General features: G+C 47.6%; 23 protein-coding genes and 1 tRNA gene. 15 read left to right on the plus strand and 9 right to left on the minus strand.

Annotation, left to right across the window (positions count from 1 at the left end; all coding sequences use genetic code 11):
* Positions 1-121 precede the first annotated feature (121 nt).
* The 6 genes from ACWA50_RS06955 to ptsG all read left to right on the plus strand — a co-directional run bounded on the left by ACWA50_RS06955 (position 122) and on the right by ptsG (position 6,639).
* A complete protein-coding gene (locus ACWA50_RS06955; RefSeq protein ID WP_431051052.1) occupies positions 122-1,483 on the plus strand; it encodes an esterase-like activity of phytase family protein in 1,362 nt (453 codons plus the stop codon).
* A gap of 152 nt (positions 1,484-1,635) precedes the next feature.
* A complete protein-coding gene (locus ACWA50_RS06960; protein WP_431051054.1) occupies positions 1,636-2,778 on the plus strand; it encodes a 5-methyltetrahydropteroyltriglutamate--homocysteine S-methyltransferase in 1,143 nt (380 codons plus the stop codon).
* The gene (locus ACWA50_RS06965) at positions 2,778-3,125 is read left to right on the plus strand and encodes an ArsC family reductase (RefSeq protein WP_431051056.1); all 348 of its coding nucleotides are present in this window, start codon (positions 2,778-2,780) and stop codon (positions 3,123-3,125) included. The genes ACWA50_RS06960 and ACWA50_RS06965 overlap by 1 nt, the downstream gene beginning before the upstream one ends.
* Before the next feature lie 12 nt (positions 3,126-3,137).
* Complete coding sequence (gene dapE, locus ACWA50_RS06970; protein WP_431051057.1) at positions 3,138-4,268, plus strand: succinyl-diaminopimelate desuccinylase; 1,131 nt, start codon at positions 3,138-3,140, stop codon at positions 4,266-4,268.
* A 14-nt stretch (positions 4,269-4,282) separates the two neighbouring features.
* The gene (locus ACWA50_RS06975) at positions 4,283-4,972 is read left to right on the plus strand and encodes a M15 family metallopeptidase (RefSeq protein ID WP_431054314.1); all 690 of its coding nucleotides are present in this window, start codon (positions 4,283-4,285) and stop codon (positions 4,970-4,972) included.
* Positions 4,973-5,199: 227 nt separating this feature from the next.
* A complete protein-coding gene (gene ptsG, locus ACWA50_RS06980) occupies positions 5,200-6,639 on the plus strand; it encodes a PTS glucose transporter subunit IIBC (protein ID WP_431051058.1) in 1,440 nt (479 codons plus the stop codon).
* 81 nt (positions 6,640-6,720) lie between these two features.
* Here the strand turns inward: ptsG and ACWA50_RS06985 are convergent, their stop codons facing one another.
* The 7 genes from ACWA50_RS06985 to parE form a co-directional block, all read right to left on the minus strand.
* The gene (locus ACWA50_RS06985; protein ID WP_431051060.1) at positions 6,721-8,265 is read right to left on the minus strand and encodes a helix-turn-helix domain-containing protein; all 1,545 of its coding nucleotides are present in this window, start codon (positions 8,263-8,265) and stop codon (positions 6,721-6,723) included.
* 91 nt (positions 8,266-8,356) lie between these two features.
* Complete coding sequence (locus tag ACWA50_RS06990) at positions 8,357-9,559, minus strand: N-acetylglucosamine-6-phosphate deacetylase (protein ID WP_431051062.1); 1,203 nt, start codon at positions 9,557-9,559, stop codon at positions 8,357-8,359.
* A gap of 2 nt (positions 9,560-9,561) precedes the next feature.
* Complete coding sequence (locus tag ACWA50_RS06995; RefSeq protein WP_431051064.1) at positions 9,562-10,923, minus strand: class-II fumarase/aspartase family protein; 1,362 nt, start codon at positions 10,921-10,923, stop codon at positions 9,562-9,564.
* Positions 10,924-10,926: 3 nt separating this feature from the next.
* Positions 10,927-12,495, minus strand: a complete 1,569-nt coding sequence (locus ACWA50_RS07000) for a PTS transporter subunit EIIC (RefSeq protein ID WP_431051066.1) — start codon at positions 12,493-12,495, stop codon at positions 10,927-10,929.
* Between the two features lie 153 nt (positions 12,496-12,648).
* On the minus strand, positions 12,649-14,889 hold the full coding sequence (gene parC, locus ACWA50_RS07005) for a DNA topoisomerase IV subunit A (protein ID WP_431051068.1): 2,241 nt from the start codon (positions 14,887-14,889) through the stop codon (positions 12,649-12,651).
* A gap of 27 nt (positions 14,890-14,916) precedes the next feature.
* A complete protein-coding gene (nirK, locus tag ACWA50_RS07010; protein WP_431051070.1) occupies positions 14,917-15,981 on the minus strand; it encodes a copper-containing nitrite reductase in 1,065 nt (354 codons plus the stop codon).
* A 16-nt stretch (positions 15,982-15,997) separates the two neighbouring features.
* Entirely contained in the window at positions 15,998-17,935 is a 1,938-nt protein-coding gene (parE, locus tag ACWA50_RS07015; RefSeq protein ID WP_431051072.1) for a DNA topoisomerase IV subunit B, read from the minus strand.
* A 233-nt stretch (positions 17,936-18,168) separates the two neighbouring features.
* On the opposite strand from parE, the gene ACWA50_RS07020 reads away from it, so the two are divergent.
* The 3 genes from ACWA50_RS07020 to ACWA50_RS07030 all read left to right on the plus strand — a co-directional run bounded on the left by ACWA50_RS07020 (position 18,169) and on the right by ACWA50_RS07030 (position 21,186).
* Positions 18,169-18,840: a hypothetical protein gene (locus ACWA50_RS07020; RefSeq protein WP_431051074.1), complete on the plus strand. Its 672-nt coding sequence runs from the start codon at positions 18,169-18,171 to the stop codon at positions 18,838-18,840.
* 70 nt (positions 18,841-18,910) lie between these two features.
* Entirely contained in the window at positions 18,911-19,558 is a 648-nt protein-coding gene (locus tag ACWA50_RS07025) for a YchE family NAAT transporter (protein WP_431051076.1), read from the plus strand.
* Entirely contained in the window at positions 19,558-21,186 is a 1,629-nt protein-coding gene (locus ACWA50_RS07030; RefSeq protein ID WP_431051078.1) for a peptide ABC transporter substrate-binding protein, read from the plus strand. Before ACWA50_RS07025 ends, ACWA50_RS07030 begins: the two co-directional genes overlap by 1 nt.
* Before the next feature lie 394 nt (positions 21,187-21,580).
* Here ACWA50_RS07030 and ribA read toward each other — a convergent pair whose 3' ends face one another.
* Positions 21,581-22,228, minus strand: coding sequence for a GTP cyclohydrolase II (ribA, locus tag ACWA50_RS07035; RefSeq protein ID WP_431051080.1), 648 nt, complete (start codon positions 22,226-22,228; stop codon positions 21,581-21,583).
* A 228-nt stretch (positions 22,229-22,456) separates the two neighbouring features.
* Here ribA and nagK point away from each other — a divergent pair, with 228 nt between their 5' ends.
* A complete protein-coding gene (nagK, locus tag ACWA50_RS07040) occupies positions 22,457-23,374 on the plus strand; it encodes an N-acetylglucosamine kinase (RefSeq protein ID WP_431051082.1) in 918 nt (305 codons plus the stop codon).
* Positions 23,375-23,439: 65 nt separating this feature from the next.
* On the opposite strand, the gene ACWA50_RS07045 is transcribed toward nagK, so the two are convergent.
* On the minus strand, positions 23,440-24,024 hold the full coding sequence (locus ACWA50_RS07045) for a DUF1439 domain-containing protein (RefSeq protein ID WP_431051084.1): 585 nt from the start codon (positions 24,022-24,024) through the stop codon (positions 23,440-23,442).
* Between the two features lie 104 nt (positions 24,025-24,128).
* On the opposite strand from ACWA50_RS07045, the gene ACWA50_RS07050 reads away from it, so the two are divergent.
* The 5 genes from ACWA50_RS07050 (at position 24,129) to rimP (ending at position 26,623) form a co-directional block, all read left to right on the plus strand.
* Positions 24,129-24,827, plus strand: coding sequence for a hypothetical protein (locus ACWA50_RS07050; RefSeq protein ID WP_431051086.1), 699 nt, complete (start codon positions 24,129-24,131; stop codon positions 24,825-24,827).
* Between the two features lie 60 nt (positions 24,828-24,887).
* A complete protein-coding gene (locus tag ACWA50_RS07055) occupies positions 24,888-25,610 on the plus strand; it encodes a phosphotransferase (protein ID WP_431051088.1) in 723 nt (240 codons plus the stop codon).
* Positions 25,607-25,741: a hypothetical protein gene (locus ACWA50_RS07060; RefSeq protein WP_431051090.1), complete on the plus strand. Its 135-nt coding sequence runs from the start codon at positions 25,607-25,609 to the stop codon at positions 25,739-25,741. Before ACWA50_RS07055 ends, ACWA50_RS07060 begins: the two co-directional genes overlap by 4 nt.
* A gap of 126 nt (positions 25,742-25,867) precedes the next feature.
* Positions 25,868-25,944: transfer RNA gene (locus ACWA50_RS07065), tRNA-Met, on the plus strand.
* Positions 25,945-26,161: 217 nt separating this feature from the next.
* On the plus strand, positions 26,162-26,623 hold the full coding sequence (gene rimP, locus ACWA50_RS07070; protein WP_431051092.1) for a ribosome maturation factor RimP: 462 nt from the start codon (positions 26,162-26,164) through the stop codon (positions 26,621-26,623).
* The last annotated feature ends 41 nt before the right edge of the window (positions 26,624-26,664 follow it).

Genomic DNA, 26,664 nt, shown 5'->3' on the forward strand with positions numbered 1-26,664 from the left:
CACTTTGGCTTTTGTACGCAGTCATATTCCTGTCATAAAAATCACCTACAATTAAGCCGACTTTCACCCGGCTTATTCGTACTTAACTTAATTGCTAGTTAACTTAAAAAGGAGATGTAACATGGCAGCAAAATCATATTATACACTAAGCCTTACCGCACTTTTGACCCTCGGCACGGTGCAAGCTGCAAGCGCTGCGCAGGAATATCCTGCGGTGTTGGCGGGGCATGTGATTTTACCGGCGGAAACCTTTGTCGCCGCCCCGAATGACGCACCGAAAAGTTTGCAGCACAGTGGTAAATTCACCACCGGCAAACGGGTTGAAACCTTACGCAGCATTGAAGGCTTGTCTGATGGTCGTCCGACTGGTATTTCCTTGCCGTTTGACGGGCAGCCGCTGCAAGGGCATTCCGGCATCAAACGTATGACCGACGGCAGTTACTGGATGTTGATCGATAACGGCGCAGGCTCGAAAGCCAATTCACCGGATTTTATGTTATATCTGACCCAATATGATGTTGATTTCGCGAAAGAGACCTTTACGCCGAAAAAAACGGTTTTCCTGCATGATCCGGATAAAAAAATCCCGTTCCATATCGTCAATGAAGCCAGCGAAAAACGTTATCTGACCGGGGCGGATCTCGATCCGGAGAGCTTTCAAATCATGGATAATCGCATTTGGATTGGCGAAGAGTTCGGACCTTATCTGATTCAAACCGATATGGACGGTAAAGTGTTGAACTTCTTTGAAACCCAAGTGGACGGCAAATTAATTCGTTCGCCGGATCATTTCACCCAACGCTTGCCGGGCACACCGAATGATAAAATCAGCTTTGAAGTGAAACGCTCGAAAGGCTTTGAAGGCATGGCGGCAGCACCGGACGGCAGCAAACTCTATCCGCTGTTGGAAGGGGCTTTATGGAACAGCGCCGCCAACAGCTATGAAAACGACGGCGGCAAAGAATATTTGCGCATTTTGGAATTTGATACGGCGAAAAAAGCGTGGACCGGCAATTTCTGGAAATATCCGTTGGAAGCCAATCACCACGCCATCGGCGATTTCAATATGATCGACGCCAAGCGTGCTTTGGTTATTGAACGCGATAACGGCGAAGGCGTGGCGGAAAAAGCCTGTGCCGCCGAGGCAAAAGATAAAACCGCTTGCTTCCCGAATTTACCGAAATTCAAACGCGTCTATCTGGTTAAGTTTGATCAGTCGAATATCGGACAGAACGTCGAAAAATTGGGTTATATTGATTTGCTTAATATTCAAGATCCGAACAAGGTCGCGAAAAAACCGCTCAGCCAAGGCGTATTTAAATTCCCGTTCTTTACGATTGAAAATGTCGACTTAGTTGATGATAAACAGATTATCGTCGGCAACGATAACAATCTGCCGTTCTCCAGCAGCCGCGATCCGAATAAAGCGGATGATAACGAATTGATTTTGTTGAATGTGGAACAGTTATTGCAGTTGAAATAACCGCACTTTGCTTTTCTCTATGAAATCATGCCTTATTCCCACCGAATAAGGCATTTTTGTTGCGCTCGTTTTTGTTGCGATCGTTGTGCAAAGTGCGGTTGGATTTGTTATCATCGTTGCCATCTTTTTTAATAAAAACAGGAACACATAACATGAGTACACTTTTTGAACACGCGCAACAACGCACCAAAGCGCCTTTTCGTTATGATATTGTCGGCAGTTTTTTACGCCCTGAAAATTTAAAATTAGCACGGGCGCAATGTAACTGCGGCGAAATCAGCCATACCGAATTAAGCATTATCGAAGATGCGGAAATTACCAAACTGGTGGCGCAGCAAAAAGCGGTCGGTTTGCATGCGGTCACCGACGGGGAATTCCGCCGCACTTTTTGGCATATGGATTTCTTGGCGGCGCTGGACGGCGTGCAGGAAGTGGAAGCGGAAAAATTTTCGGTGCAGTTTAAAGACAAAGATGTGCGCCCGAAAACCTTGAAAATCGTGGATAAAATCGATTTTTCCGCCCACCCGTTCTTACAACATTACCGCACTTTGCAACAAATCGCCGGCGATTTTCCGGTGAAATTCACCATTCCGTCGCCAAGCATGTTGCATTTGATCTGCTGCGTGCGTGCCACCGATTACCAGCCGATCGCGCGTTACCAAGACAACAATGAATTGCTGTTGGCGGATATTGCGGCGGCGTATAAAAAAGCGATTCGGGCGTTTTACGATTTGGGCTGTCGCAACTTGCAACTGGACGACACCAGTTGGGGCGAATTCTGCTCGGTGGAAAAACGGGCGGCGTATGCCGAGCGCGGTTTCGATGTCGATCAAATCGGACGGGATTACGTCAAGATGATCAACGCGGCGATTGCCGATCGTCCGGCGGATATGGCGATCACCATGCACATTTGCCGCGGCAATTTCCGCTCCACTTGGTTCTCGTCCGGCGGCTATGAGCCGGTGGCGGAAATTTTGTTCGGCAACTGCAAGGTGGACGGCTTCTTCTTGGAATATGACAATGATCGTTCCGGCGATTTCAAACCGTTGCGTTTCATTCAAGATCAGCAGGTGATTTTAGGCTTGGTCACCTCGAAGAGCGGTGAGCTGGAAGACAAAAACACCATTATTGAACGGATTAAAGAAGCGGCGCAATATGTGGACATCAACCAACTGGGGTTAAGCCCGCAGTGCGGTTTTGCCTCGACCGAAGAGGGCAATATTCTGACCGAGCAGCAACAGTGGGATAAACTGAATTTTATCCGTGAAATCAGCGAACAAGTGTGGGGCAAATAATGGTTACGGTTTACGGGATTAAAAATTGCGACACGGTCAAAAAAACCTTGGCGTGGTTGGCGGCGAATAACGTGGCGGCGCAACTGCATGACTACCGCACGGACGGCATTGACGCGGCATATTTAAGCGAAGTCGCGGCATTGTTCGGCTGGCAGGAACTGGTGAACAAGCGCAGCACCACATGGCGCAATTTGGATCAGGCGAGCAAAGACGGTTTGAATCAACAGACCGCACTTACGTTGTTGTTGGCGCAACCGACCTTGATTAAACGTCCGATTGTGTTGGGCGGCGTGCAGCCGTTAATCGGTTTTAATGCCAAGCAGTATGAAAATGTGTTCAACAGGTAAAAGTGCGGTCAGATGAAACAAACCATTATTGAATTAGCGCAGGATCTGATCCGCCGCCCGTCAATCAGCCCGCAAGATCTGGGCTGTCAGCACGTGATCGCCGAACGTTTGGCAAAACTCGGTTTTGAAATCGAATGGCTGCCGTTTAACGACACCTTGAATTTATGGGCGCGCCGCGGCACGCAAAGCCCGTGTATCGCCTTTGCCGGGCACACCGATGTCGTGCCGACCGGCGATGAAAGTCAGTGGCAATATCCGCCGTTTGCGGCGGAAATTGTCGGCGATATGCTGTACGGACGCGGTGCGGCGGATATGAAAGGTTCGTTGGCGGCAATGGTGATTGCGGCGGAAGAGTACGTTAAAGCCAACCCAAACCATGCGGGCAGTATCGCCTTTTTGATTACCTCCGACGAAGAAGCGGCGGCGACCGACGGCACGGTGCGCGTGGTCGAAACCTTAATCGCGCGCGGCGAAAAAGTCGATTTTTGCATGGTCGGCGAGCCGTCAAGTGCGGTGCGGTTGGGCGATATGATTAAAAACGGACGGCGCGGTTCGATCACCGCCAATTTGACGATTCAAGGGGTGCAAGGGCACGTTGCTTATCCGCACTTGGCGGATAATCCGGTGCATAAATCGCTGGCGATGTTGGACGAGTTGGTGAACATTGAATGGGATCGCGGCAATGAATTTTTCCCGCCGACCACCTTGCAAATCGCCAATATTCACGCCGGAACGGGCAGTAATAACGTGATTCCCGGCGAGCTGTTTGTGCAGTTTAACCTGCGCTTCTCCACTGAAATGACGCCGGAGTTGATTAAACAGCGCGTGGCGGATCTGTTGGCTAAATACGATTTGCAATACCGACTGGATTGGAATTTATCCGGTTTGCCGTTTGTCACCGAACAAGGCGAGTTTATTCAAGCGGTGAAAAGTGCGGTGCGTCAACACTTGCAGATTGAGCCGAAACTGGACACCGGCGGCGGCACGTCCGACGGGCGTTTTATCGCGCAAATGGGCACGCAAGTGGTTGAGCTTGGACCGTTAAACGCCACCATTCACAAAGTCGATGAGTGTGTCAGCTGCGAGGCGTTATATCGTTTGGGCTTAACCCACCGCCAGTTATTGCAAAACTTATTAGGGTAACGCCAATGGGGAAAATCCAGATTACCGCCGCGATGTTGACCGGCAAAACCCAAGCGCATTTAGTGCCGCTGTTTTCCCCTTATGCGGCTCATCATCGACTGCAAGCCGACGCACGGCGCGCTTTTACCGCACTTCGGCAAAGTGCGGTCAGCGCGGGTTTTGACTTGCAGCCGGCAAGCAGTTTCCGTGATTTTCAGCGGCAACAGCAAATTTGGAACGGCAAATTTTTGTGCCGGCGCAAAGTGCATGATGATCAGGGTAATCCGCTCGATTTGACGTGTCTTGACGACTGGCAGAAATGCGAAGCGATTCTGCGTTGGTCGGCATTGCCGGGCGCAAGCCGCCATCATTGGGGCACGGAAATCGATATTTACGACCCGACGCGTTTACCGCAAGGACAAGCGTTGCAGCTTGAACCGTGGGAGTACGAAGAAAACGGTTATTTCTACGACTTAACCTGTTGGCTGAACGAACAGCTACCGCACTTTGATTTCACCCTGCCGTTTCAAACCGCTTCCCTGGCGCAGGCTGAGCTGGACGTCGGGCGCGAACCGTGGCACATCAGTTACCGACCGATTGCGGAGCAATTCCGTGCGCAATTCACCCCTGAGATTTTGCTGAAGAGTTGGCAAGATGAAACCATCGAAGGCAAAGCCGTATTGCAAAACAAGCTGGATCTTATTTTCCGACGCTTTATCGGCTAGCTTGATCGCAGATGTTACTTTTGTTCCGCTATTTATTTTTTTTAATTAAAAAAATGTGATCTCGCTTTTATTTTTACGATTTTCTTAATGGAAGGGCTTGGTACTTTGTGCCAAGATCGTTTATAGTGCGCGCACTTAGTACGGTTGAGCGATTTGTCGTGCTAAAACATCAGTTGAGAGACGTATTGCACACGTAATAACAAGTATAAATCTATTTAGGAGCTATCATGTCAAGTAATCTGTTTGCCGTTGCGCAAAAGATCGGTAAAGCATTAATGTTGCCTGTGTCGGTGTTGCCGATTGCAGGGATTTTATTAGGGGTCGGTGCGGCGCACTTCAGCTGGATGCCGGATGTTGTGTCTAACCTGTTGGAGCAAGCCGGTGGTTCGGTGTTCGGGCAAATGGCGCTGTTGTTCGCTATCGGGGTGGCATTAGGTTTCACCAATAACGACGGGGTAGCGGCACTGGCCTCCGTGGTCGGTTACGGCATTATGGCGGCGACCTTGAAAGTGATGGCGCCGGTTGTCGGTGTTGAGAGCATTGATACCGGGGTGTTAGGCGGGATTTTAGTCGGGGGCGTTGCCGCTTGGGCGTTTAACCGTTTCTACCGCATTCAATTGCCTGCCTATCTCGGCTTCTTCGCCGGGAAACGCTTTGTACCGATTGTGACCGGTTCATTGGCGATTGTCTTGGGCGTCGCTTTGTCTTTAGTTTGGCCTCCAATCGGCGGTTTGATCGACACTTTCTCCCATTGGGCGGCAGAGCAGAACCCGGCGTTGGCATTCGGGATCTATGGCGTGGTTGAGCGTAGCTTAATTCCATTCGGTTTGCACCACATCTGGAACGTGCCGTTCTTCTTCCAAGCGGGTACTTGTGTGGACGCCAACGGGGTGACTCAGCACGGCGTAGTAACTTGCTTCTTATCCGCAACCGAAGTCAGCCGTACGCCGGAAATGAGTTATTTCGGCCAGTTGGCGGGTGGTTATATGTTCAAAATGTTCGGCTTACCGGCAGCGGCAATCGCGATTTGGCGTGCGGCAAAACCGGAAAACCGCGCGCGCGTCGGCGGGATCATGATCTCCGCCGCCTTGACCTCATTCTTAACCGGGATCACCGAGCCGTTGGAATTCTCTTTCATGTTCGTTGCCCCGGTGTTGTATGCGATCCATGCGCTATTGGCAGGTTCTGCTTACGTGGTTACCAATATGTTGGGCATGGTACACGGTATGACCTTCTCGCACGGTTTCATTGACTTCACCTTGTTGTCGGCAAACTCACATAAACTGTGGCTGTTCCCGGTTGTGGGCGGTATCTATGCAGTAATCTATTTCACCGTATTCACCGTGGTGATCAAAGCCCTGAACCTGAAAACTCCGGGTCGTGAAGATGAAAGCGAAAGTGCGGTTGCGGCCAGTGCTTCAAGCGGCGATGAAATGGCGGAAAATTTGGTTTCGGCTTTCGGCGGTAAAGCCAATATTAAAAGTTTAGACGCTTGTATCACCCGTTTACGTATCGGCGTTAACGATGTCAGCAAAGTGGATCAAGCGCGCTTGAAAGAATTGGGTGCCGCCGGTGTGGTTGTGGTCGGCAGCGGAATCCAAGCGATTTTCGGCACCAAATCCGAAAATTTGAAAACTGATATGGATCACTGGATTCACAAAAACTAATTTTTTGAGTTAGATTAGAATAATCTTAAAAACCTTGTACCAGTGTTGATACAAGGTTTTTTTCGTTTGAGTAAAGTGCGGTTAAATAAAGAAATGGGGATAGTTTTTTCTTAAATAATCCGCTAAACCGTTTTTGTTTATTTGCATTATTTCATTCACAAATGTATTACTGTTTATTTTACGTTTAATACTCGGAAATCCGGCTTCAAGCAGATGAGCTATATCACTCGGTTGCAATTCAAAATTGACTTTGATGCACTCTATACCTTCTTCACGCAGATAATTTGATATTTTGTTGGTAAAGGTAACAATGCAGTCAAATTGATTTTTATTTAATACATGAAGTTCGTTAATATTAATGCAATCGATGATTTCCATATCAAATATTGATGAGATCAGGGTTTTAAAATAACCAATTTTTCTTTCAGAGGCATTGCTGACAATATAAATGCGTTTTTTAATTTGATTAACGGAAAGTGAGCGTATTTCCGCTTTTTTTAGAATAAGAACAATTGTTGCAATCATATTTTTACTTAATGACTGTTGATAGTAATAACTGATTTTTTCAATTAGTAGCTTCACGTTAAAGAACAATTCACTGTGAATATCAGCCACTTTTTCTAATTTTTTATCATCAAAATCAATATTGAGTTTGCTTTGTAGAATTGAGGCGTAGATAACTTGATATATTTCCAAGAGTAAATTGTCTCTATCACCATTATAAAGACGAATTGTTTTTGTGATTTCATCAATAAAATCGGTGATAAAGCCATATAATGTAGTATCAATGGTGGTTTGTTTATGATCTTGATGATTGAGCGATGAGAGTAAAATATTCAGAAAATCTTGTTCAAATTTATAAGCGAGACCATCAATTTTTGCGCTGAAAGTGCGAAATGGAATATCGATTTGATTGCTGATAATGTGTCGCTGTTTTATCCGGTATAAGGCAATACAGAGATAAATGATAAGGTATTTTTTGGAATTATAAGACAACGTCAATATTTTTTCTATTTGTTGAAAAATAGCTTTGGCAGGCTGAATTTCATCATCGATCAAGTCTAAAAAACGAGTAATAAAGCGTTTTTCGAGCGGAAAATTGGCTTTGTGTGGAATGATAGTATTGCTGCAATCTAATTCAAGGGCATTAAAAACATGTTTGCAAAAGAACATGCGAATTGCAATTTCATCACCGGAAAGCATAAGATTTTTATTGTCTTTTAAACGAATTTCAAATTCGCCGGGTAGCGTTTTGCGTAGGATATTGAGATCGTTTTTTATCGTGCTGTAACTGACATTGATACTCTGTTTAAATGATTCAATATTAATGCGGTCAAATAGAATACTTTCTAGCGTGAGTAGTTTCACTCTTTCTGTGGTGGTCGATAGATAGCGATTAAGATGAATGTTGTTGATAAAATCAATGTAATTTTGATAACCCATTCGTGTCGTGATTTTGGCATCAATAATATGGATTTGTAGATTTTCATCTAAATAATAGTTAATTTCTTTAATGGCGCGTTTTATTGTAGAAAGTGTTTTTTGAAACTTTTCAGTCACTGTTTCGATTTTAACGGGCGAATTTTCCTGAATAAACTTGATTAAAGCTAGATTAAAATAGTTCATTTGCACCTTCGCTTGCGTTATTGTTGCAAAGAATAAAAAGCTATTCTAACCAGAAAATAGCTTTTATTACTAAATCATAATGCATGAGCGGCTAAAGTTGTGGACAACCCCGACAATAGATCTGTACTAAATCTAATTTGTCATTGAGTACGAGAATATCAGCATCTTTGCCGCTTGTTAAGCTGCCTTTTCGTTCAAGCACGCCGGCAAGGTGTGCCGGGTTTGCGCTTGCCATTTGCGCAACCGATAATAACCCTCGTTCTAAGCGTGGTAACACCGCTTTCACCGATTCTAAAAAACTCATTTCTAAATGGCGTACGTTTTCGTAGTCTGACGGATCAATTTCGCTATAGCTGCCGTCTTCATTTTCAACACGGAGAAAACCGTTGCTTTCGATTTTGAATTTTTGTTTGCGCAAGTAATGATAAAATTCGTCGCCGACAGCAAAATCGGCAAAGCCGACGCAATCGGTGGTTAAAACCAAGCGGTTATCGGTTTTTAAGCGATAGAGCAAATCGAAGGCCTCCGGTTTAATGGTCATGCCGGTTTGTTTGGCGACTTCGGCATAGGCATTTTGGTGATACATCAACGCACCGACTACACCCAATTCACGATGATGAAAGCCACGCATCGCACTATAAGAATGGGTGAAATGATTCAAATCCGCTTCTTGTATCGCTTGGGTGATTTCAGCAAAGGTGGCGGCGGTGTGTCCGGCGGCAACGGTGATATTTTGTTGTCTCAGGTGTTTAATCAAGGCTAAGCCGCCGTCTAATTCCGGTGCGAGGGTCATGGAACGGATATGCCCCCGCGCAAGCCGGTTAAACTGTTCAAAACCGGCAATGCTCGGTGATTGCAGCGCATCGTCACGCTGCATACCCAAGTATTTCGGGCTGATATAAGGCCCTTCCATATGTATGCCGATCACTTCTGCGCCATTTTTCGGTGTGGCGCTTTCGATATAATCGGCGGCTTGCTGTAATGAAGCCTCAAGAAAGGCATTCGGCATTGTGCCTGAAGTGGCTAAATAAGCGGTTGTGCCGGTGTGAACAAGATCTTTGCTCATGCGTTCTAATGAGGCGTAATCCCCTTTATGCGCGAAAGCCCCGCGTCCCCAGCCGTGAATATGAATATCAATAAAGCCAGGCTGTAAAATATATTCGCTGTAATCGATAATGTCATCACCTTGATATTGTTCACGAAACCCCGTGATTTTGCTGCCGTTGATAATTAAATAACCGCTTTTGATTGCGTCAGGCAAGACGATTTTTGATGATTTGATTGCCCATTCCATGATTAACCCTCCATTGTATTGGCTTTCTCAACCGCTCTTTGTGCGGTTTCTTCGGCTAAAACGGCACACAAGCCGATGTAATTTTCAGGGGCAAGCATCGCTGAAATTTCATCGGCGGAAAAAAGTTGTCGAATGGTGGCATTGGTTTGTAATGCGGTTGCATAATTGGATTCCGCTTCCAGCGATTGCATCGCAATTTCGTAGACGAGTTCGTGCGCCTTATCTTTGCCCAAGACCGCCACCAAATTCATCATGATTTTTTCGCTGTTGATTAGCCCGTTGGTCAGCATTACATTGTGATACATTTTTTCAGGATTAATCACAATAGTACGCGTCAGTTCTTCCGCACGCATGATAATTTCCGCCATCAGTTCAATACTTTCTTGTAATGAGGCATCAAAAATAAAGTAAGCGGAACTGTCCGCTTCAAACGGACGCGGGGAGACGTACAAGGTGGCGGTCAAGACCGAATAGAGTTTCTGCGCATTGGCAATAATGCCTTTTGCCAATTTCGGATTGACTTTTTGCGGCATGGTGCTGCTGCCGATCGTGCCTTTGGTGAAAGCCTCGGAGACTTCGGCGATTTCCTCGCTTGAAGTTTGGTACACCTCTTCCGCCATTTTATGAAAGGTGGTGGCGAGCAGCGCAAGGTTGCTGATATATTCGGTGCGGAAAATACGACTATTGCGTGACGGAATCGGCATTGGCAACATGCCGAGTTTTTGTGCGACCAAAGCTTGCACCGCTCGCCCTTTGTCCGGTGCAGCATGGAAGGCCCCGACTGCGCCGCCCATCATAATTCGAAAAACCCGTTTTTCCGCTTCTTGCAAGCGTTCGATTGCCGAGAGAAGTTCGTCAATCCAAACCGCAACCTTATAACCGTAAGTAATCGGCAAGGCGTGTTTACCGTGGGTTCTGCCCGGCATAATGGTGTGTTTATGCTGTTCGGCTAAACGGCTTAAATTCAGTAAAATATCTTTTAAGAACCCGATTAAAGTGCGGTGAAACTTTTTAACCAACAGTAAATGCCCGCTTTGCTGAATATTCTGTGTGGTTACGCCGTAGTGCACATACTTTCCGCTTTCCGTATCGCAGGCATTAATTAACACTTTGATCAGCGGCACAAAGCCGTGTCCGATCTGTTGTAATAGGTGATCCATCTCTTGTAAATCAATTTGATCGACGCGGCATTTGTCGGCAATTTTTTGCCCGACATCAGGGGGAATCAGCCCGACTTCGGATTGCGACAATGCCAATGCCGCTTCCACATCGAGCCAAGATTGAACCCGCGCTTCAAAGGTGAATAAGGCCTTCATTCCACGATCATCAATGGTTTTGCTTTTTGAATCATAGAGTGCTTTCATCGCTTATTCCTTCTCTAATGCGCCGGAAAGTTGATCATCAACGGCATTACGCACAAATTCAACATGTGGACCGAATACGATATGAATATGATTGCTGGACGGAATGAATGTGCCGAGTGCGCCGGAATCGCGAATTAATTCCATGTTCAGTTTCTTCTGATCCACGACATCAACCCGTAAGCGAGACACGCAGTTTTCAACCTGTTTAATGTTATCTTTACCGCCTAACGCGTCAATCACTAACTGTGCGACTTTGTCATACGCTTTATTGTTTAACAACGTGCTGTCGGAGGTTTCGTCTTCACGACCGGGCGTTTTAATATCAAATTTTGCAATCGCATAGCGGAACACAAAGTAGAACACCACAAAATTGACGATCCCCAACAGTACCAGATTGACCCAATTGGTGTTTTCATACATCAAGCCGAAGATCCCGAAATCAAAGATTGTACCGCGAATATAGCCGATTGAAATGCCAAGCATTTGGATTGGAATGGTGAATAAGCCGCAAAGAATGGCGTAAACAAGAAACAGTTTGGGGGCAATAAACAGGAAAGAGAATTCGAGCGGTTCGGTAATATTGCCTAAGAATGCCGTCAGCACAATGGTGAGAATAATTCCTTTGGCAAAGGGTTTATTTTTGGCGTGAGCCATGTGGTACATTGCCAAGCCGATTGCCGGAATGCGGAACAGGGTGGTTTGCATTTGCGCAGAGGCTAGATAACTGGCGAGGGTCGGCATATGTTCAGCCCAAGCGTCGCTATTTGGCCCGAGTTCAAATAAAATTTTATTCATCGCCGGCAGAATGCCGACATAGGTTTCACCGTCAATCAAATAGGTGCCACCGGCTTCGGTAAAGCGAATGGTTGAACTTAAAACGTGGTGCAACCCAAACGGAATCAATAAGCGGTTTAGCGTCATGTAGATACCCGAACCGATATTTTCCGCCATTAAAATAGTGGACAGCTTATTCATGCCAAAAGTAAACCAATCCCAAACAAAGGGGATAAGCAAGCCGATAGGAATCATTAAACCAATCGAAATGATGGCAACCGATTTTTTGCCGCTGAAAAACGCAAATGCCAGCGGCAGCTGTAAACGGTAAAAACGGTCAGTGACTTTTGCCGCCAGCAAACCGGCAATAATACCGCCAAGTGCTTCGATTTTCAGGGTGTGAATACCCAACACCATCCCTTGACCGACAAACGCCATATTCTCTTTGACCAAATCACCGGACAGTTTTAAATGGACATTCATTGAAATTAATAGCGTCAGATAGGCGATAACCGCCGCAAAAACCGCAATCCCTTTCTCTTTTTTCGACATACCATAAGCAACGCCCATTGCAAAGAGTAACGGAATATTTTGGAAAACAACGCTGGCAATCGAGCCGGCGGAGGAGAAGATGGCTTTGCATACTTCATTGCCTAAGAAGGGAAATTTGGCAATCATATAGCTTTGCCCTAAGGCACTGCAGATCCCCATAATCATACCGACAGGGGCTAACACGGCGATAGGGAGCAGGAGAGAACGACCAAAAACTTGTATTTCATCTTTAAAATTGGATTTCATAGCAATACCCTCGTCATTGATTATTACCAAGAACGAAGTTAGCTTAGCAAGCGCATTCAAAAAGATGCAATAACAAATTATGCGCCTGAATAAGCGCATAATTTATTAATACAATGAAAGGATTGGTTTGAGCAAAGTGCGGTTTAGTCTTTTTTACACAATTTCAATCTCTACACCGCTGTGCAATCCGCGCGGCAGTTGTCCGCCGCGTCTGCCGCGTTCGCCTTTGAACTTTTCCAAATCGTCCGGTTTCAGCGTGACTTTGCGTCGTCCGGCGTGGAAGATCAGGCTATTGCCCGGTTTGATTAACAGGATTCGGCTTAACAGTTCTTCGCGTGATTTGGCGTTGGCGGATGGTATGCCAATGATTTTATTGCCTTTGCCTTTTGATAAACTCGGCAAATCGGCAACAGGAAAGATCAGCATTTTGCCGATGGAGGAAATCGCAACTAATAGCATATCCTCACTCAACACCGCTTGCGGCGGCAGCACTTTGGCATTTTCGGTCAGGCTGATTAAGGCTTTACCGGCTTTGTTGCGTGAGATCAGGTCTTCAAATTTACACACGAAACCGTAGCCGGAATCGGAAGCCATTAAGTAGGCTTGCTCTTCTTTGTCCATCAACAGTTGTTCCACCACCGCCCCGCTCGGTAGGCTGAGTTTGCCGGTCAGCGGTTCGCCTTGCGAACGGGCGGACGGCAAGGAAAGCGGATCGAGGGCATAGCTGCGACCGCTACTGTCGATAAATACCGCCGCTTGGTTACTTTTGCCATTGGCGTGTTGCAGGTATTTATCACCGCTCTTATAGCTCAAGCCTTGTGCGTCGATGTCGTGTCCTTTGGCGCAACGCACCCAGCCCATTTCCGACAGAATCACCGTCACCGGTTCCGCCGGCAGCATATCGGTTTCGGAAATGGCTTTGGCTTCTGCACGTTCGACAATCGGCGAACGGCGCGGGCTGGCGTAGGTTTTGGCGTCTTGCTGAATCTCTTTTTTAATCAGGGTATTCAAGCGGCGTTCCGAACCTAAAATCAGTTGCAGTTGGTCGCGTTCTTGCGCCAGTTGGTCTTGTTCCGCTTGAATTTTGACCTCTTCCAATTTTGCCAAATGGCGTAATTTCAGATCCAAAATGGCGTCCGCCTGAATTTGGCTGAGGTTGAAGCGCTGCATTAGCACCGCTCTTGGCTCGTCTTCGTTGCGGATAATTTCGATCACTTCGTCGATATTCAGATACGCGATCATCAAACCGTCTAAAATGTGCAGGCGTGCCAGCACTTTGTCTAAGCGGTATTGCAAGCGGCGTGTAACGGTGGTGCGGCGGAAAGTCAGCCATTCGCTGAGAATCGTGTACAGGTTTTTGACCGCCGGTTTTTGATCCAAACCGATCATATTCATATTCACACGATAGCTTTTTTCCAGATCGGTGGTGGCGAACAGGTGATCCATTAACGGCTCGACATCAACTCGATTAGAGCGAGGTACGATGACGATTCGTGTCGGATTTTCGTGATCGGATTCATCACGCAGATCATCCACCATCGGCAATTTTTTATTACGCATTTGTTCGGCGATCTGCGCTATCACTTTCGAGCCGGAGGTTTGGTGTGGAAGTGCGGTCACAATCACTTCGCCGTCTTCTTTCTTCCAAATCGCGCGCATTTTGATTGAACCGCGTCCGTTTTGGTACAGTTTTGCGAGTTCCTCTTTCGGCGTGATGATTTCCGCTTCGGTCGGGAAATCAGGGCCCTGCACAATGGTTAATAATTGTTCTGGCGTGGTTTGCGGATTATCCAGCAATAGCACCGCCGCTTCGGCGATTTCATTGATGTTATGCGGCGGGATATCGGTCGCCATCCCGACCGCAATCCCGGTTGTGCCGTTCAGCAGAATGTGCGGCAGACGCGCCGGCAGATATTGCGGCTCTTCCAAGGTGCCGTCAAAATTCGGCTGATAATCGACCGTGCCTTGCCCCAATTCGGACAGTAACATTTCGGCGATTTTGGACAAACGCGATTCGGTGTAACGCATGGCGGCGAAGGATTTCGGATCGTCCGCCGCGCCCCAGTTGCCTTGCCCGTCCACCAGTGGATAGCGGTAGGAAAACGGCTGCGCCATCAACACCATCGCTTCATAACAGGCACTGTCGCCATGCGGGTGAAATTTCCCCAACACATCGCCGACGGTACGCGCCGATTTTTTGTATTTGGCGGCGGCGTTCAGCCCCAGTTCCGACATCGCATAAATAATCCGCCGCTGCACCGGCTTCAATCCGTCGCCGATAAACGGCAGCGCGCGATCCATAATCACATACATCGAATAGTTTAAATAGGCTTTCTCGGTGAAATGCCCCAGTGGCATTTGCTCTACGCCTTCATAGTTGATGATTTGCTCCATTGCTTTCTCTTTGTTTAATTGTCGTTATTACGGAGTGATCGCCGTATCGCTGATTTTGCCGGAATAAAGGGTTTTATTCTCTTCGCCCTCAACGATCAACTGTCCGAGTGTGCCTTTGTGCATCGCGCGGAAAATCGCGTGATCCAAAATGGTGTAGCTGCCGGGCACCGGGAAAGTGGCTTCGGCAATGGTGGCACCGCCAGCCGGGATCATGGTGGTTTGCACATTGTGATTCAACAGCGAACCGCCTTCCACCCGCACTTGATCGAAAATGCTGCCGACGATATGCAGGGATGACATCAGATTCGGTCCGGCATTGCCCAGATAAAACCGCACTTTCTCACCGACCTTGGCTTTAAGTGCGTTTTCGCCCGCAATCGCCCCGACATGCCCGTTAAACACCACGTAATCGGCGCGTTCATCAATCGCTTTGTTCATATCAAACGCTTGCAAGCCGGGCTCGCCAAAGGCGCCACGGGTATAAAACTCGCTTTGTACGATATAAAATTCTTTATCGACCGCCGGTAAGCCCGCTTTCGGTTCGACCAAAATCAAGCCGAACATGCCTTTACCGATATGCACCGCCATCGGCATGGCGGCACAGTGATACAGATATAATCCGGGTTTTAACGCTTGGAAGGCAAAGGTTGAAATGCGTCCGGGCGCAGTCAGGCTGGCCGTTGCACCGCCGCCGGGACCGGTGACTGCGTGCAGATCGAGGCTGTGCGGCAATTTGGAATCGGCTGGATTGGCGAGTTGGATTTCCACTTGATCGCCTTCGCGCACCCGAATAAACGGACCGGGCGCACTGCCGTTGAAAGTCCAGTATTTGAACTCCACTTCGTCCATCAGTTGCATCACTTTTTCTTCAACCCGCAATTTGACCAGCACTTTTGCCGAATAATCACGTCCGGTTGGCGGAGCGGCATTCGGGGCGAAGCCTAATTGCGCTTCAATCGTCGGCAAGTCATGGGCGGAGTCGGTGGCAACCGCACTTGGGGCTTGGGTTTGCTGTGCCAAAGTGATTTTCGGTATCACTAAGGAGGCGGACAATGCTGCGCTTGCAGCAGTCAATAGGGTGCGTCGTTTCATTTTGCTCTCCTTACGCTTATAGCGCCAATTCGGCTTGATCGCCGTTGCTTTGCAGCCAGTTTTTACGATCTTCCGAGCGTTTTTTCGCCAGCAGCATATCCATTAACTCCAATGTTTGATCAACGCTTGTTTCACCTTCGCCGACCGCACTTTGATCCAGAATATCGCCGGTTTGATAGGTCAGCTGCACTAAACGGCGGGTGTTCGGATCCATGGTGGTTTCGCGCAGTTGTAGCGGATTCATTTCGCCCAAGCCTTTAAAGCGTTGTACGTTCGGTTTGCCGCGTTTGCCTTTTAAGCGATCCAAAATACCTTCTTTTTCGCCCTCGTCTAAGGCATAAAATACCTCTTTGCCCAGATCGATCCGATACAGCGGCGGCATTGCCACATACACATGTCCTTGTTGCACCAATTTCGGGAAGTGGCGCAGAAACAGGGCGCAGAGCAAGGTGGCGATGTGCAAACCGTCGGAGTCCGCATCGGCGAGGATACAGATTTTGCCGTAACGCAGTTGCGACAGATCGTCGCTGTCGGGATCGATCCCCAAGGCGACGGCAATATCGTGAATTTCGTTGGACGCCAACACTTGGTCGGACGCCACTTCCCAAGTGTTGAGAATTTTACCGCGTAACGGCAGGATCGCTTGGAATTCACGGTCGCGCGCCTGTTTTGCCGAGCCGCCGGCGGAATCCCCTTCGACCAAAAACAGTTCGGTTTTAGCCAGATCCTGACTGCTGCAATCGGCGAGTTTGCCCGGTAAGGCAGGGCCGCTGACCAATTTTTTACGCACCACTTTTTTTGCCGCGCGCAAACGGCGTTGTGCCGAGTTGATCGCCATTTCCGCCAGCAGTTCCGCCTGCTGTACGTTTTGGTTGAGCCATAAACTAAAGGCGTCTTTCACCGTGCCGGCGACAAAAACCGCACTTTGGCGTGATGACAAACGCTCTTTGGTTTGTCCGGCGAATTGCGGATCTTGCATTTTCAGCGACAGCACATAAGCGCAGCGCTCCCAAATATCATCGGCGGTCAATTTCACCCCGCGCGGCAACAGATTGCGGAATTCGCAAAATTCGCGCATGGCATCAAGCAAACCTTGGCGCAAGCCATTAACATGGGTGCCGCCTTGTGGCGTTGGAATTAAATTGACATAACTTTCGCCCAACAAGTCACCGCCGTCAGGCAGCCACATCAGCGCCCAAGTGACCGCTTCGCTGTCGCCGCTGAATTCGCCGACAAACGGAATGTCGGGAATAGTGCTAACGTCCTGTACGCTCTCTTGCAGGTAATCGGACAAGCCGTCTTGATAGCACCAACTCTCTTGCGTGCCATTGACTTTATCAATAAAGCTGATTTCCAATTTCGGACACAGCACCGCTTTGGCGCGCAACAAATGGGTTAAGCGCTGCACGGAAAATTTGGCGGAATCGAAATATTTCGGGTTTGGCCAAAAACGCACGGTGGTGCCGGTGTTGCGCCGCCCGCAGCTGCCGATCACTTGCAGTTCTTCGATTTTTTTGCCGTTGGCAAAGGCGATTTTGTAGATTTCGCCGTTGCGTTTCACCGTCACTTCGACCCGATCCGACAATGCATTCACCACCGAAATCCCCACGCCGTGCAAACCGCCGGAGAACTGGTAATTTTTATTGGAGAATTTGCCGCCGGCGTGCAGTTTGGTCAGGATCAGTTCGACCCCGGAGATTTTCTCAATCGGGTGAATATCCACCGGCATACCACGCCCGTTATCAATCACTTCCAATGATTGATCTTCATGTAAAATCACTTCGATTTTGTCGGCGTGTCCGGCGAGGGCTTCATCAACGCTGTTGTCGATCACCTCTTGTCCCAAGTGGTTCGGACGCGTGGTGTCGGTGTACATGCCGGGACGCAGTTGTACCGGTTCCAGATCTTTCAGAACGGTAATATCGTCGGCTTGGTAATTGGATGTGGTTGCCATATCAACTTCTTTATTATTTCAAGGTTAAAAATAAGGATAATTCTATCAAACCCGAAGGGGATCAGGGAATCTTAATTCTCGCTTTAAGCCGGAAAGGTGTTTTAATTTGAGTTGGCTACGGAAAAAGTCTTTTTACATTTAGCGTTTCCCGATAAAATACATATACTTTCATTACGTGATTATTCATAATTAATTTTAAAAGAAAACACATAACTTTAACGGTATCAGAAAAAATGAATCTGATTAAAATCCTGCTGACTACAGGCGTATCACTGATGTTGAGTGCTTGTCAGGGCGATGGTATAAAAAAATGGAACAATACCACAGGCGCTTCGCCTGTGATGCGTGTCGGCAGTGATACGGAAAATGTGGTTAAAATCTCTTATGCGCTCGGCGGCGCGCAAGGCGCGGAGCAGAATCAAGATCACGCTGTCCGCTTGCAGCAAGCCAGAGATTGGATCAATCGGATTGGCGCCGAAAGTATCACCGTTGAAGAGTTGCAGCCGATTGAATTAAAGAATATCGATACCGTCAATCCGAATGCCTACCTGTATATTGATGAATACAGCGTCCGTTTGGGCAAAGTGCGGATCGGGAAAGGGAAGTATCACCATTTGAGGATTGCCGCGCTGGGTTCCGGCGATAAACAGCATATTTATTCCGACTTAACCGTCTATAATTGCCGCGAACGCAAAAGTGTGACGGCAATTGTTTATACCTACACCGCCAACAACGGAGAAACCAAAGCGTTTGCGCCGCAACCCAAATGGCATGAACCCGGCCGTGGTAGTGCGCAGCGTTGGCTATTAAACGCGGTCTGTTCCGCCACGTTGATAAAAGAAGAAGACGATTCCCCGGTTGTGGGTTACAGCGTGCTATTGAATAAATTAACGGATGATTTTTAATTAAGCCGACGCGCATAGAGTATGGCATAATAATCAGTATGATGTGCTGTGTTGAAAAAAGGACACCGGTGTGGCGCTAGATTTCAATTATTCTATCTATATTCAGTTTTTTATCGGCTTGGTGGCAGTGGTCAATCCCTTTGGCGTGCTGCCGATTTTCGTTGGTATGACGTCTAACCAATATGAAGCCCAACGCAATAAAACCAATTTAACGATGTGCATTTCGGTGGCGGTTATTTTGTTGACCAGCCTGTATCTGGGGCAGATTATTCTCAATTTGTTCAATATTTCCCTCAACGCTTTCCGTATTGCCGGCGGGATTTTGATCGTCTCGATTGCGATGAGCATGATCAGCGGGAAACTGGGCGAACAAAAACAGAATAAAGAAGAGAAAAGTGCGGATCTGTCCGATTACGGCAATATCGCGGTGGTGCCGCTGGCAATGCCGATTATGGCGGGGCCGGGCACGATCAGCTCGACCATTGTGTGGGCATCGCGCTATCACACTTGGTTGGATTTTATCGGTTTCACTATCGCGATTTTACTGTTTTCCCTGTTTTGTTATTTCCTGTTCCGCTCCGCGCCGTTTGTGGTTAAAACGCTCGGTTCGACCGGCAGCAATGTGGTCACGCGGATTATGGGCGTGATCTTGATGGCATTAGGCATTGAGGTGGCGGCGGCAGGGATCGGCAATCTCTTTCCGGGTTTGGTGCAGTGATGAAAACATTCTCTTTAATCGGCAGATTTAAGCGCTCCCCCTTAAAGTGCGGTTTGCGTTATGCGTTGTTTTTGTTGTGTTTCGCTTCCTTGGGCGGTTGCGATTGGTGGGCGCGATTAACCGGCGGGCAACCTGAAGATGTCGCGCCGAAAACCGAGCCGTCGCTAGACGAAAACCGTCAGTTGTTAAAACGCGGGCTTTATCTTCCGGCATTTAATTTGTCGCCGCCGCAGCCGTATGACGAGCTGCAATTGCCGCTATGGCAAGATTTGTATGAAGGGTTGGTGCGCATTGATAAACACGGCAAGTTGCAGCCGGCGGCAGCCGAATCTTGGCAGCGGCAGGATGATAAAATCTGGACGTTCCATTTGCGTCCTGATTTGCGTTGGTCAAATGGCGAACGGCTAACGGCACAGGATTTTGTGCAAAGTTGGTATGCCTTAGCGGTGCAAGGGGCGGATAATCCGCTCAGCGGCTATTTGCGTTTTATGGCATTGGAAAATGTCGAAGCGGTGTTGAAAAAAGAGGTCGGGGTGGAAATGCTCGGTATTAAAGCGCTCGACGAAAAAACCTTGCAACTGACCTTATCGCAAGCGGTGCCGTATTTGCCGCAAATGCTCGCTCATATTGCCTTATCGCCGCTGTATCAAGGCGAAGATAATGGTACGTTGGTGACAAACGGGGCTTACCATGTTTTATATAGTGGCGAAAAAGCGTTGCTATTGGAAAAAAATCCGTTTTATTGGGATACAAAAAATGTCGCCTTCCGTAATGTCAGTTATTCAGCGCTGGCAGCGGAAAATACGGATGATCAGGCGGAATTAGCGGCGTTGGATCTGTTTCCGCAAGTGGCAAATAATGCGGATTTGAGCAGGGGTTCTTCTCACATGCGAAGTATTCGACTGCCGTCATTATGTAATTATTATTATGAATTCAATTTCCGTCATCCGCAATTAAAGCAAAGTGCGGTACGCAAAGCGCTTGCCGGCATGATTTCGCTGCCGGAGATCGTAAATACGCTGCCCGGCAGCCGTGCCAATGCGAAGTTTTTGCCACGTCAAATGCAAGATCAAGAAAATACGGACGGATGGTCGCCAATCATTGTGGAACAGTTGTTGGCACAAGCCGGAGTTAACAGCCAAAATCCGCTGCGTTTACGTTTGGGTTATGATCAGCAGGGGATTCATCCGCAAATCGCAGAAAAACTGATTCGGATGTTGTCGCAATCGGATTTAATTCAAATTCAAGCGGAAGCCTTGACTCGTCAGCAGCTATTGGAACGGCGGGCGAACGGGGATTTTGATCTGATCCGTTCCGGTTGGTGTGCCGATTATCATGACCCGTCGGCGTTTTTCAGTATTCTGCATAGTCAAAGCGGGAATAATAAAATGGCGTTTGCCGATCCGCAGGTGGATGAATGGTTGCAAAAAAGTGTTGAAAGTGCGGTCACAGAAGCCGAGCGGCAACAACTTTATCAACAACTGGAAACCTTCATCAATCAAGAACAGCTGGTGCTGCCGTTGTTCCAATATTACGACCGCTATTGGATAAAAACCGATTTGGCGGGTTACGAAACCGGCAATAGTGTGATTTACAGTCAGGATTTATACCGGCGGGTTGGGAAGTAATCTAAGTGCGCATTTCAATGCGCTCTCAGGCTGATGACAAAGTCGTTTTCTCTCATAATTTCCCTCCCTCCGTATACGGAGGGAGGTGTCCGAAGGACGGAGGGAGGCATAAATCATTTTAAAAATGAATATGTTGCATTTTTATATTACCCCTCCCTCCCCATTTTTCTTGCGAAAAATGGTACTCCCTCCGCACGCGGAGGGAGAGAGGTAAGTTTGTCAGCAATCTCAAGTGCGGTTAAACCGCACTTTTGGCGGATGATAAAGTCTCTTTCTTTAATAATTTCCCTCCCTCCGTATACAGAGGGAGAGAAGTAAGTTTGTCGGCAATCTGAGGGCGCATTGAAATGCGCCCTTTCTGTGTAATGCTTGTGTGTAATTATTTGTGGTGGGATTATCGCTGGCAAGAACAACACACGCCATGGTCGTGATGGTGTTCCGATTCATCATGTACAATCAAATGTCCCATTTTTTCCGCTTTGGTCGCCAAGTACGCCGTGTTATAGCGATTTTCGCCGACATTGAGCGGCACCCGTTCCACCACATTAATCCCGGCTTGGCGCATGGTGTCGATTTTATTCGGATTATTGGTCAGCAACCGCACTTGCGTCACGCCCAATAACTCAAATATATCGGCGCACACCGCAAAATTACGTTCGTCGGCGGCAAAACCAAGCGCTTCGTTAGCCTCAATCGTATCCAAACCCTGATCTTGCAGGGAATAAGCCCGGATCTTATTGATAAGCCCGATACCACGCCCCTCTTCGCGGTGATAAATCAACACCCCGCGTCCGGCTTGGCTGATTTGGGTCAAGGCGGTTTCCAGCTGAAAACCGCAATCGCATTTTAAGCTGTGCAGCGCGTCGCCAGTGAGGCATTCGGAATGAATGCGCGCCAACACCGGCTCGTCACTGTTGCCAATATCGCCCATCACCAACGCCACGTGTTCTTTATGCGTATCGGGAAATTCGAACCCGACCATACGGAAAATACCGAATTTGGTCGGTAATCTCGCTTCTGCAACTAATTGAATTTTAGACATAACCACGATTCCTCTATTTTTATTATTCGTTAGCAGCATAAGTATAGCGCCTTTCCCGAGTGTTGCTTATCTCTTTTTTTGATATAGATCCGATAGCCGTGACTGATTAAGACTAATCGATGATTTTGTCGAATGAATAGACCACTTTTTTGCAAGAACGTGCGTTGCGTTAAAGAAAAATAGTTTGATTTTAGGTAAAATCGGCAAAAAACAACGAAGGAGTAGGAAATGTATTATTACGGTTTGGATATCGGCGGTACAAAAATTGAGTTGGCGGTATTTAATCAAAAATTGGAAAAATTGCATTCGGAACGAGTGGATACGCCGAAAGAGGATTATTTGGAATGGATTGAGGCGGTTGCCGGCTTGGTTGAAAGAGCCGACAGCCGTTTTGACTGTAAAGGCACGGTGGGGATTGGTTTGCCCGGTTTTGTGAATGCGGAAACCGGCTTGGCGGAAATTACCAATATCCGTGCGGCGGATAATCGTCCGATTCTTTTTGATTTAAGCCGACGGCTTGAGCGCGAAGTGCGGGCGGAAAATGACGCCAACTGTTTCGCCTTATCAGAAGCATGGGCGGAAGAAAACCAGCAATATCCTTTTGTATTGGGCTTGATCTTAGGCACGGGTTTTGGCGGCGGTTTGGTATTTAACGGTAAAGCCCATTCCGGGCATATCGGCATGGCGGGCGAACTGGGACATATGCAACTTAATTATCACGCGTTAAAGCTGCTCGGCTGGGATAAAGCGCCGATCTACGAGTGCGGTTGCGGTAATCGCGCCTGTTTGGATACCTATTTGTCAGGGCGCGGCTTCGAGATGTTATACCGTGATTTAGAGGGCGAAGCATTGTCGGCAAAAACCATTATCGAACGTTTTTATGCCAATGATGAAACTGCGCTCAAATTCGTGCAGATGTTCGTCGAATTGGCGGCGATCAGTATCGGTAATATCATTACCGCACTTGACCCGGATATGATTGTGTTGGGCGGAGGCTTATCGAATTTTGATTATTTATACGAGGCGTTGCCGAAAGCGTTGCCGGCGCATTTAATGCGAAGTGCGGTCGTGCCGGTGATCAAAAAAGCCAGATACGGCGATTCCGGCGGGGTGCGTGGTGCGGCGGCGTTGTTTATGAGCCGCTAATATTTTTCCCTCCCTCTATTCTTCGGACAGACCCTCCGTTGGCGGAGGGAGGGAAGAGCAATATATCAAAGTACGCCGCTTGCGGTTTCTAAAATTACCTTGCCTTCACGCACCGTCAGTTTTTTCACCATACTCTTGATCAGATTCTGGGTTTGATTGTCGGCGTCCAAGGTATACACCGGAAATTGGTTTAGCAAGGTTTGCAGCGTGCCGTTCAGCATTGGCATAATCAGTTGCAATTGAGCCGCGTATTGTTGCGGCTCGGACGACCAACGCAGTATACGCAGATTTTTCAGATAAACCGAACCTTGCTCGGCGTTATATTCCGGTTCGACATCAAACGCCAAATTAATCCGGCTGTCGAATTGTTTGTCATTGTATTTAAAACCGGCGCTGACAATCCCGTCCAGCTCGATTTTATTGCTGTCGTTCTGCCCGACTTTTGCTTGCATTTGATCCACTTGATAGCGGATATTAATAATGCCGGGCAGATTGAATTGATCATTAAAGCCCAGTTTTTGCGCTAAATAATGGTTGATTTGCGCTTCGCTGATTTCAAAATTGCCGGCTTTACTTGATAGCGATACCAACAGCAACAGTAAGGCAAAAAACGGGGCGAATAGCATTTTGCTGGTGCGCATTTGCAGCATAAAATATCCTTGAAGGTTTAATTTGATCAAAAAAAAAGATAGAATGAAGCCATTTTACACAACACTCCGGATAACCGCTTGGTTTTGACTTTATAAGGAATGCTATGAAACACTCTATCACAAAAGCCGCATTATTATCAGCCGCACTGGTTTTGACCGCATGTAGCAATTTGACCGGCGAAAGCGCGACAAGTTCAACCTCGTCTGCCGCCGACACGGCACTGGCACAGTCTTTTGCCCAATTGGAGCAAGCGGCAGCCGCGCAAAACAGCTTTCAATACCAATTGGACAACGATGTGTATAAAGCCTATTTAAGCGGCGGCAGTATCACTTACGCGACTCAACAAACCAACGATGGCAATAGCAAAGTATTCTATAGAAACGGAAAGTTGTACGGCGTACAAGATTCCGGCGGCAACTATGAATTTGACGCTGCCGGTAAATTAATTGTTGCCCTGAATAGCAGTGGCAAGCCCCTTGATTTATCGGCGGATGCGTTAGCCAAAAAACAAACCGAGCTGACCGCACTTGGCAAAAAATTAGCCGCAATGCTGGGTACTAATGCCGCGGATCGCGGGGTAGGCGCAGTGCGCACCGGCGGCGATGCTAAATTGAATTACTTATGTATTGCTAAAATCCAACAAGTGGCGTCGACCAAACGCGTGTTCCGCAGTTCGGCGAATAAAGCCAACAGCAGCAGCCGTTTGACTGCCGATGTGCGTTTGAACGGCAACCAATTCTATAATATGGATTGCCAGTTGCAAGGCGAGCGTGTTGCCAGTCTGACGCTGACTAAAAAATAATTGAGTTGGGATAGGCGGCAAAGAGCGGTCTGGCGCCAGACCACTCTTTTCACTTACTCTATGAAAAGCTTAACAGAAACGATTAATCAGGTTTTAAGCGACAATAAAGCGGCACGGGTGGTGTCGTTTTATTTTGGCAATAAAAAATATTGGCTGAAACAGACCGAACGCACGCGCGGCTTTATGCGCTTGCTCAAAACCAATCCGCAACAGGCGTTACGACACGAAGTACAAGCGTTACAATATTTGAATAAAGTCGGCGCGCCTTGTGCGAAATTGGTCGAATTCGGTGATGATTACTTAGTGTTGCAAGATGTCGGGATGACCGCCAATCAATGGTTGCACAACACCGCGTTTGATCAAACGCAAAAACAGCGGGTGTTGAATGATTGTGCCGTTGCCTTGGCAGAACTGCACCGATTAGATTTGGTGCACGGCAGACCGGCAACCCGTGATATGGGGTGGGATAATGGCAAAGTGCGGTTTATTGATTTTGAATCGAAGCTGGATATTCGACGCTTGCAATGGAATAAAATCCGCGATTTATTGATTTTTATTCATGATCTGTATCGCAACGGCACGCTTTCGCAAACGATGATTGAAAGTGCGGTAGCGGAATATCGTCGCCATGGCGGTGAAACGGTGTGGCGGCAAGCGATTCAATTGGTGAATAAACGTCGGATGTTATACTGTTTATTCAAGCCGTTTTATCCGATTGCCGGTAAAGATTTATTGGCGAGCTTGAAACTATTCGAATATCTGTTGGGAGAAACTTCAGTATGAAATGGATTGTGTTAATACTTTGCGTTTTGTCGATCGCTGCTTGCAGCAATAGCGGAGTAAACGGCAGTATCGGCGGTGGCAGCCTTGGCGTCGGCGGCTCTATCGGCATTTCCGGCGGTATCGGTTTTTAAAGGATTGGCTTTTAAAACCGCACTTTGCATGGCACAATGCAAGAAAACCGATTTAAAATGGCTTTTCTTGCGTTGGAAACTTGCTATTTGATAACGAAGTCATTACAATACGCGCATATTTTCGGACGCGGGGTGGAGCAGCTTGGTAGCTCGTCGGGCTCATAACCCGAAGGCCGTCGGTTCAAATCCGGCCCCCGCAACCAATTGAAACCGCACTTGTGGTTTTAATCGAAGCCAGATGTAACGGGGCTTTACTTTCGATTACGTTAGTAAAACCGGTTCAAGCCTATGAAGCCCCGATATGGGGTTTTTTTGTGCAACAATTTTGACTGTTCAGCCGGTGCTGGACAATGAAAATGGGCGATTAGCCCTTTTTTTATATCTTATTTTTTTCGTGTGTTATCTCAATCGGGGGTTGTCTTGGCAACATTGGAACAAAAAATACAGGAACTGGTGCTGGATTCTGTCGAAGCACTCAACTGTGAATTAGTCGGCATTGAATGTCAGCGCAGCGGACGTTTTTTGACCGTGCGCGTTTATATTGATAAAGACGGTGGCGTGAGTGTCGATGATTGTGCCGATGTCAGCCGTGAGGTGAGCGCGATTATGGACGTGGAAGACTTAATCGCCGACAAATATAACTTGGAGGTTTCCTCCCCCGGCTTGGATCGACCGCTGTTTACCTTAGAACACTATCAGCGTTTTATCGGGCGGCAAGTGGCGGTGCATTTGCGCGTGCCGGTGTTGGATCGCCGTAAATGGAGCGGCAAGTTGGAAAGTGTCGCAGGCGATATGATAACCCTGACAGTTGATGGCAATCCGCAGGTTTTTGCCTTTGGTAATATCCAAAAAGGCAACATTATTTATCAATTTAAGAATTGACGCAGCACGGCAGGCGACGCTTGCATTGATGAAAACGAGAT

Source organism: Testudinibacter sp. P17/SS/0325 (assembly GCF_053570765.1).

What these genes read in the sequence shown, in the direction of transcription:
- ACWA50_RS06955 (WP_431051052.1), top strand. Translation starts at nt 122, where the DNA reads ATGGCAGCAAAATCATATTATACACTAAGCCTTACCGCACTTTTGACC.
- ACWA50_RS06960 (WP_431051054.1), top strand. Translation starts at nt 1,636, where the DNA reads ATGAGTACACTTTTTGAACACGCGCAACAACGCACCAAAGCGCCTTTT.
- ACWA50_RS06965 (WP_431051056.1), top strand. Translation starts at nt 2,778, where the DNA reads ATGGTTACGGTTTACGGGATTAAAAATTGCGACACGGTCAAAAAAACC.
- dapE (WP_431051057.1), top strand. Translation starts at nt 3,138, where the DNA reads ATGAAACAAACCATTATTGAATTAGCGCAGGATCTGATCCGCCGCCCG.
- ptsG (WP_431051058.1), top strand. Translation starts at nt 5,200, where the DNA reads ATGTCAAGTAATCTGTTTGCCGTTGCGCAAAAGATCGGTAAAGCATTA.
- ACWA50_RS06985 (WP_431051060.1), bottom strand. Translation starts at nt 8,265, where the DNA reads ATGAACTATTTTAATCTAGCTTTAATCAAGTTTATTCAGGAAAATTCG.
- ACWA50_RS06990 (WP_431051062.1), bottom strand. Translation starts at nt 9,559, where the DNA reads ATGGAATGGGCAATCAAATCATCAAAAATCGTCTTGCCTGACGCAATC.
- ACWA50_RS06995 (WP_431051064.1), bottom strand. Translation starts at nt 10,923, where the DNA reads ATGAAAGCACTCTATGATTCAAAAAGCAAAACCATTGATGATCGTGGA.
- ACWA50_RS07000 (WP_431051066.1), bottom strand. Translation starts at nt 12,495, where the DNA reads ATGAAATCCAATTTTAAAGATGAAATACAAGTTTTTGGTCGTTCTCTC.
- parC (WP_431051068.1), bottom strand. Translation starts at nt 14,889, where the DNA reads ATGGAGCAAATCATCAACTATGAAGGCGTAGAGCAAATGCCACTGGGG.
- nirK (WP_431051070.1), bottom strand. Translation starts at nt 15,981, where the DNA reads ATGAAACGACGCACCCTATTGACTGCTGCAAGCGCAGCATTGTCCGCC.
- parE (WP_431051072.1), bottom strand. Translation starts at nt 17,935, where the DNA reads ATGGCAACCACATCCAATTACCAAGCCGACGATATTACCGTTCTGAAA.
- ACWA50_RS07020 (WP_431051074.1), top strand. Translation starts at nt 18,169, where the DNA reads ATGAATCTGATTAAAATCCTGCTGACTACAGGCGTATCACTGATGTTG.
- ACWA50_RS07030 (WP_431051078.1), top strand. Translation starts at nt 19,558, where the DNA reads ATGAAAACATTCTCTTTAATCGGCAGATTTAAGCGCTCCCCCTTAAAG.
- ribA (WP_431051080.1), bottom strand. Translation starts at nt 22,228, where the DNA reads ATGTCTAAAATTCAATTAGTTGCAGAAGCGAGATTACCGACCAAATTC.
- nagK (WP_431051082.1), top strand. Translation starts at nt 22,457, where the DNA reads ATGTATTATTACGGTTTGGATATCGGCGGTACAAAAATTGAGTTGGCG.
- ACWA50_RS07045 (WP_431051084.1), bottom strand. Translation starts at nt 24,024, where the DNA reads ATGCTGCAAATGCGCACCAGCAAAATGCTATTCGCCCCGTTTTTTGCC.
- ACWA50_RS07050 (WP_431051086.1), top strand. Translation starts at nt 24,129, where the DNA reads ATGAAACACTCTATCACAAAAGCCGCATTATTATCAGCCGCACTGGTT.
- ACWA50_RS07055 (WP_431051088.1), top strand. Translation starts at nt 24,888, where the DNA reads ATGAAAAGCTTAACAGAAACGATTAATCAGGTTTTAAGCGACAATAAA.
- ACWA50_RS07060 (WP_431051090.1), top strand. Translation starts at nt 25,607, where the DNA reads ATGAAATGGATTGTGTTAATACTTTGCGTTTTGTCGATCGCTGCTTGC.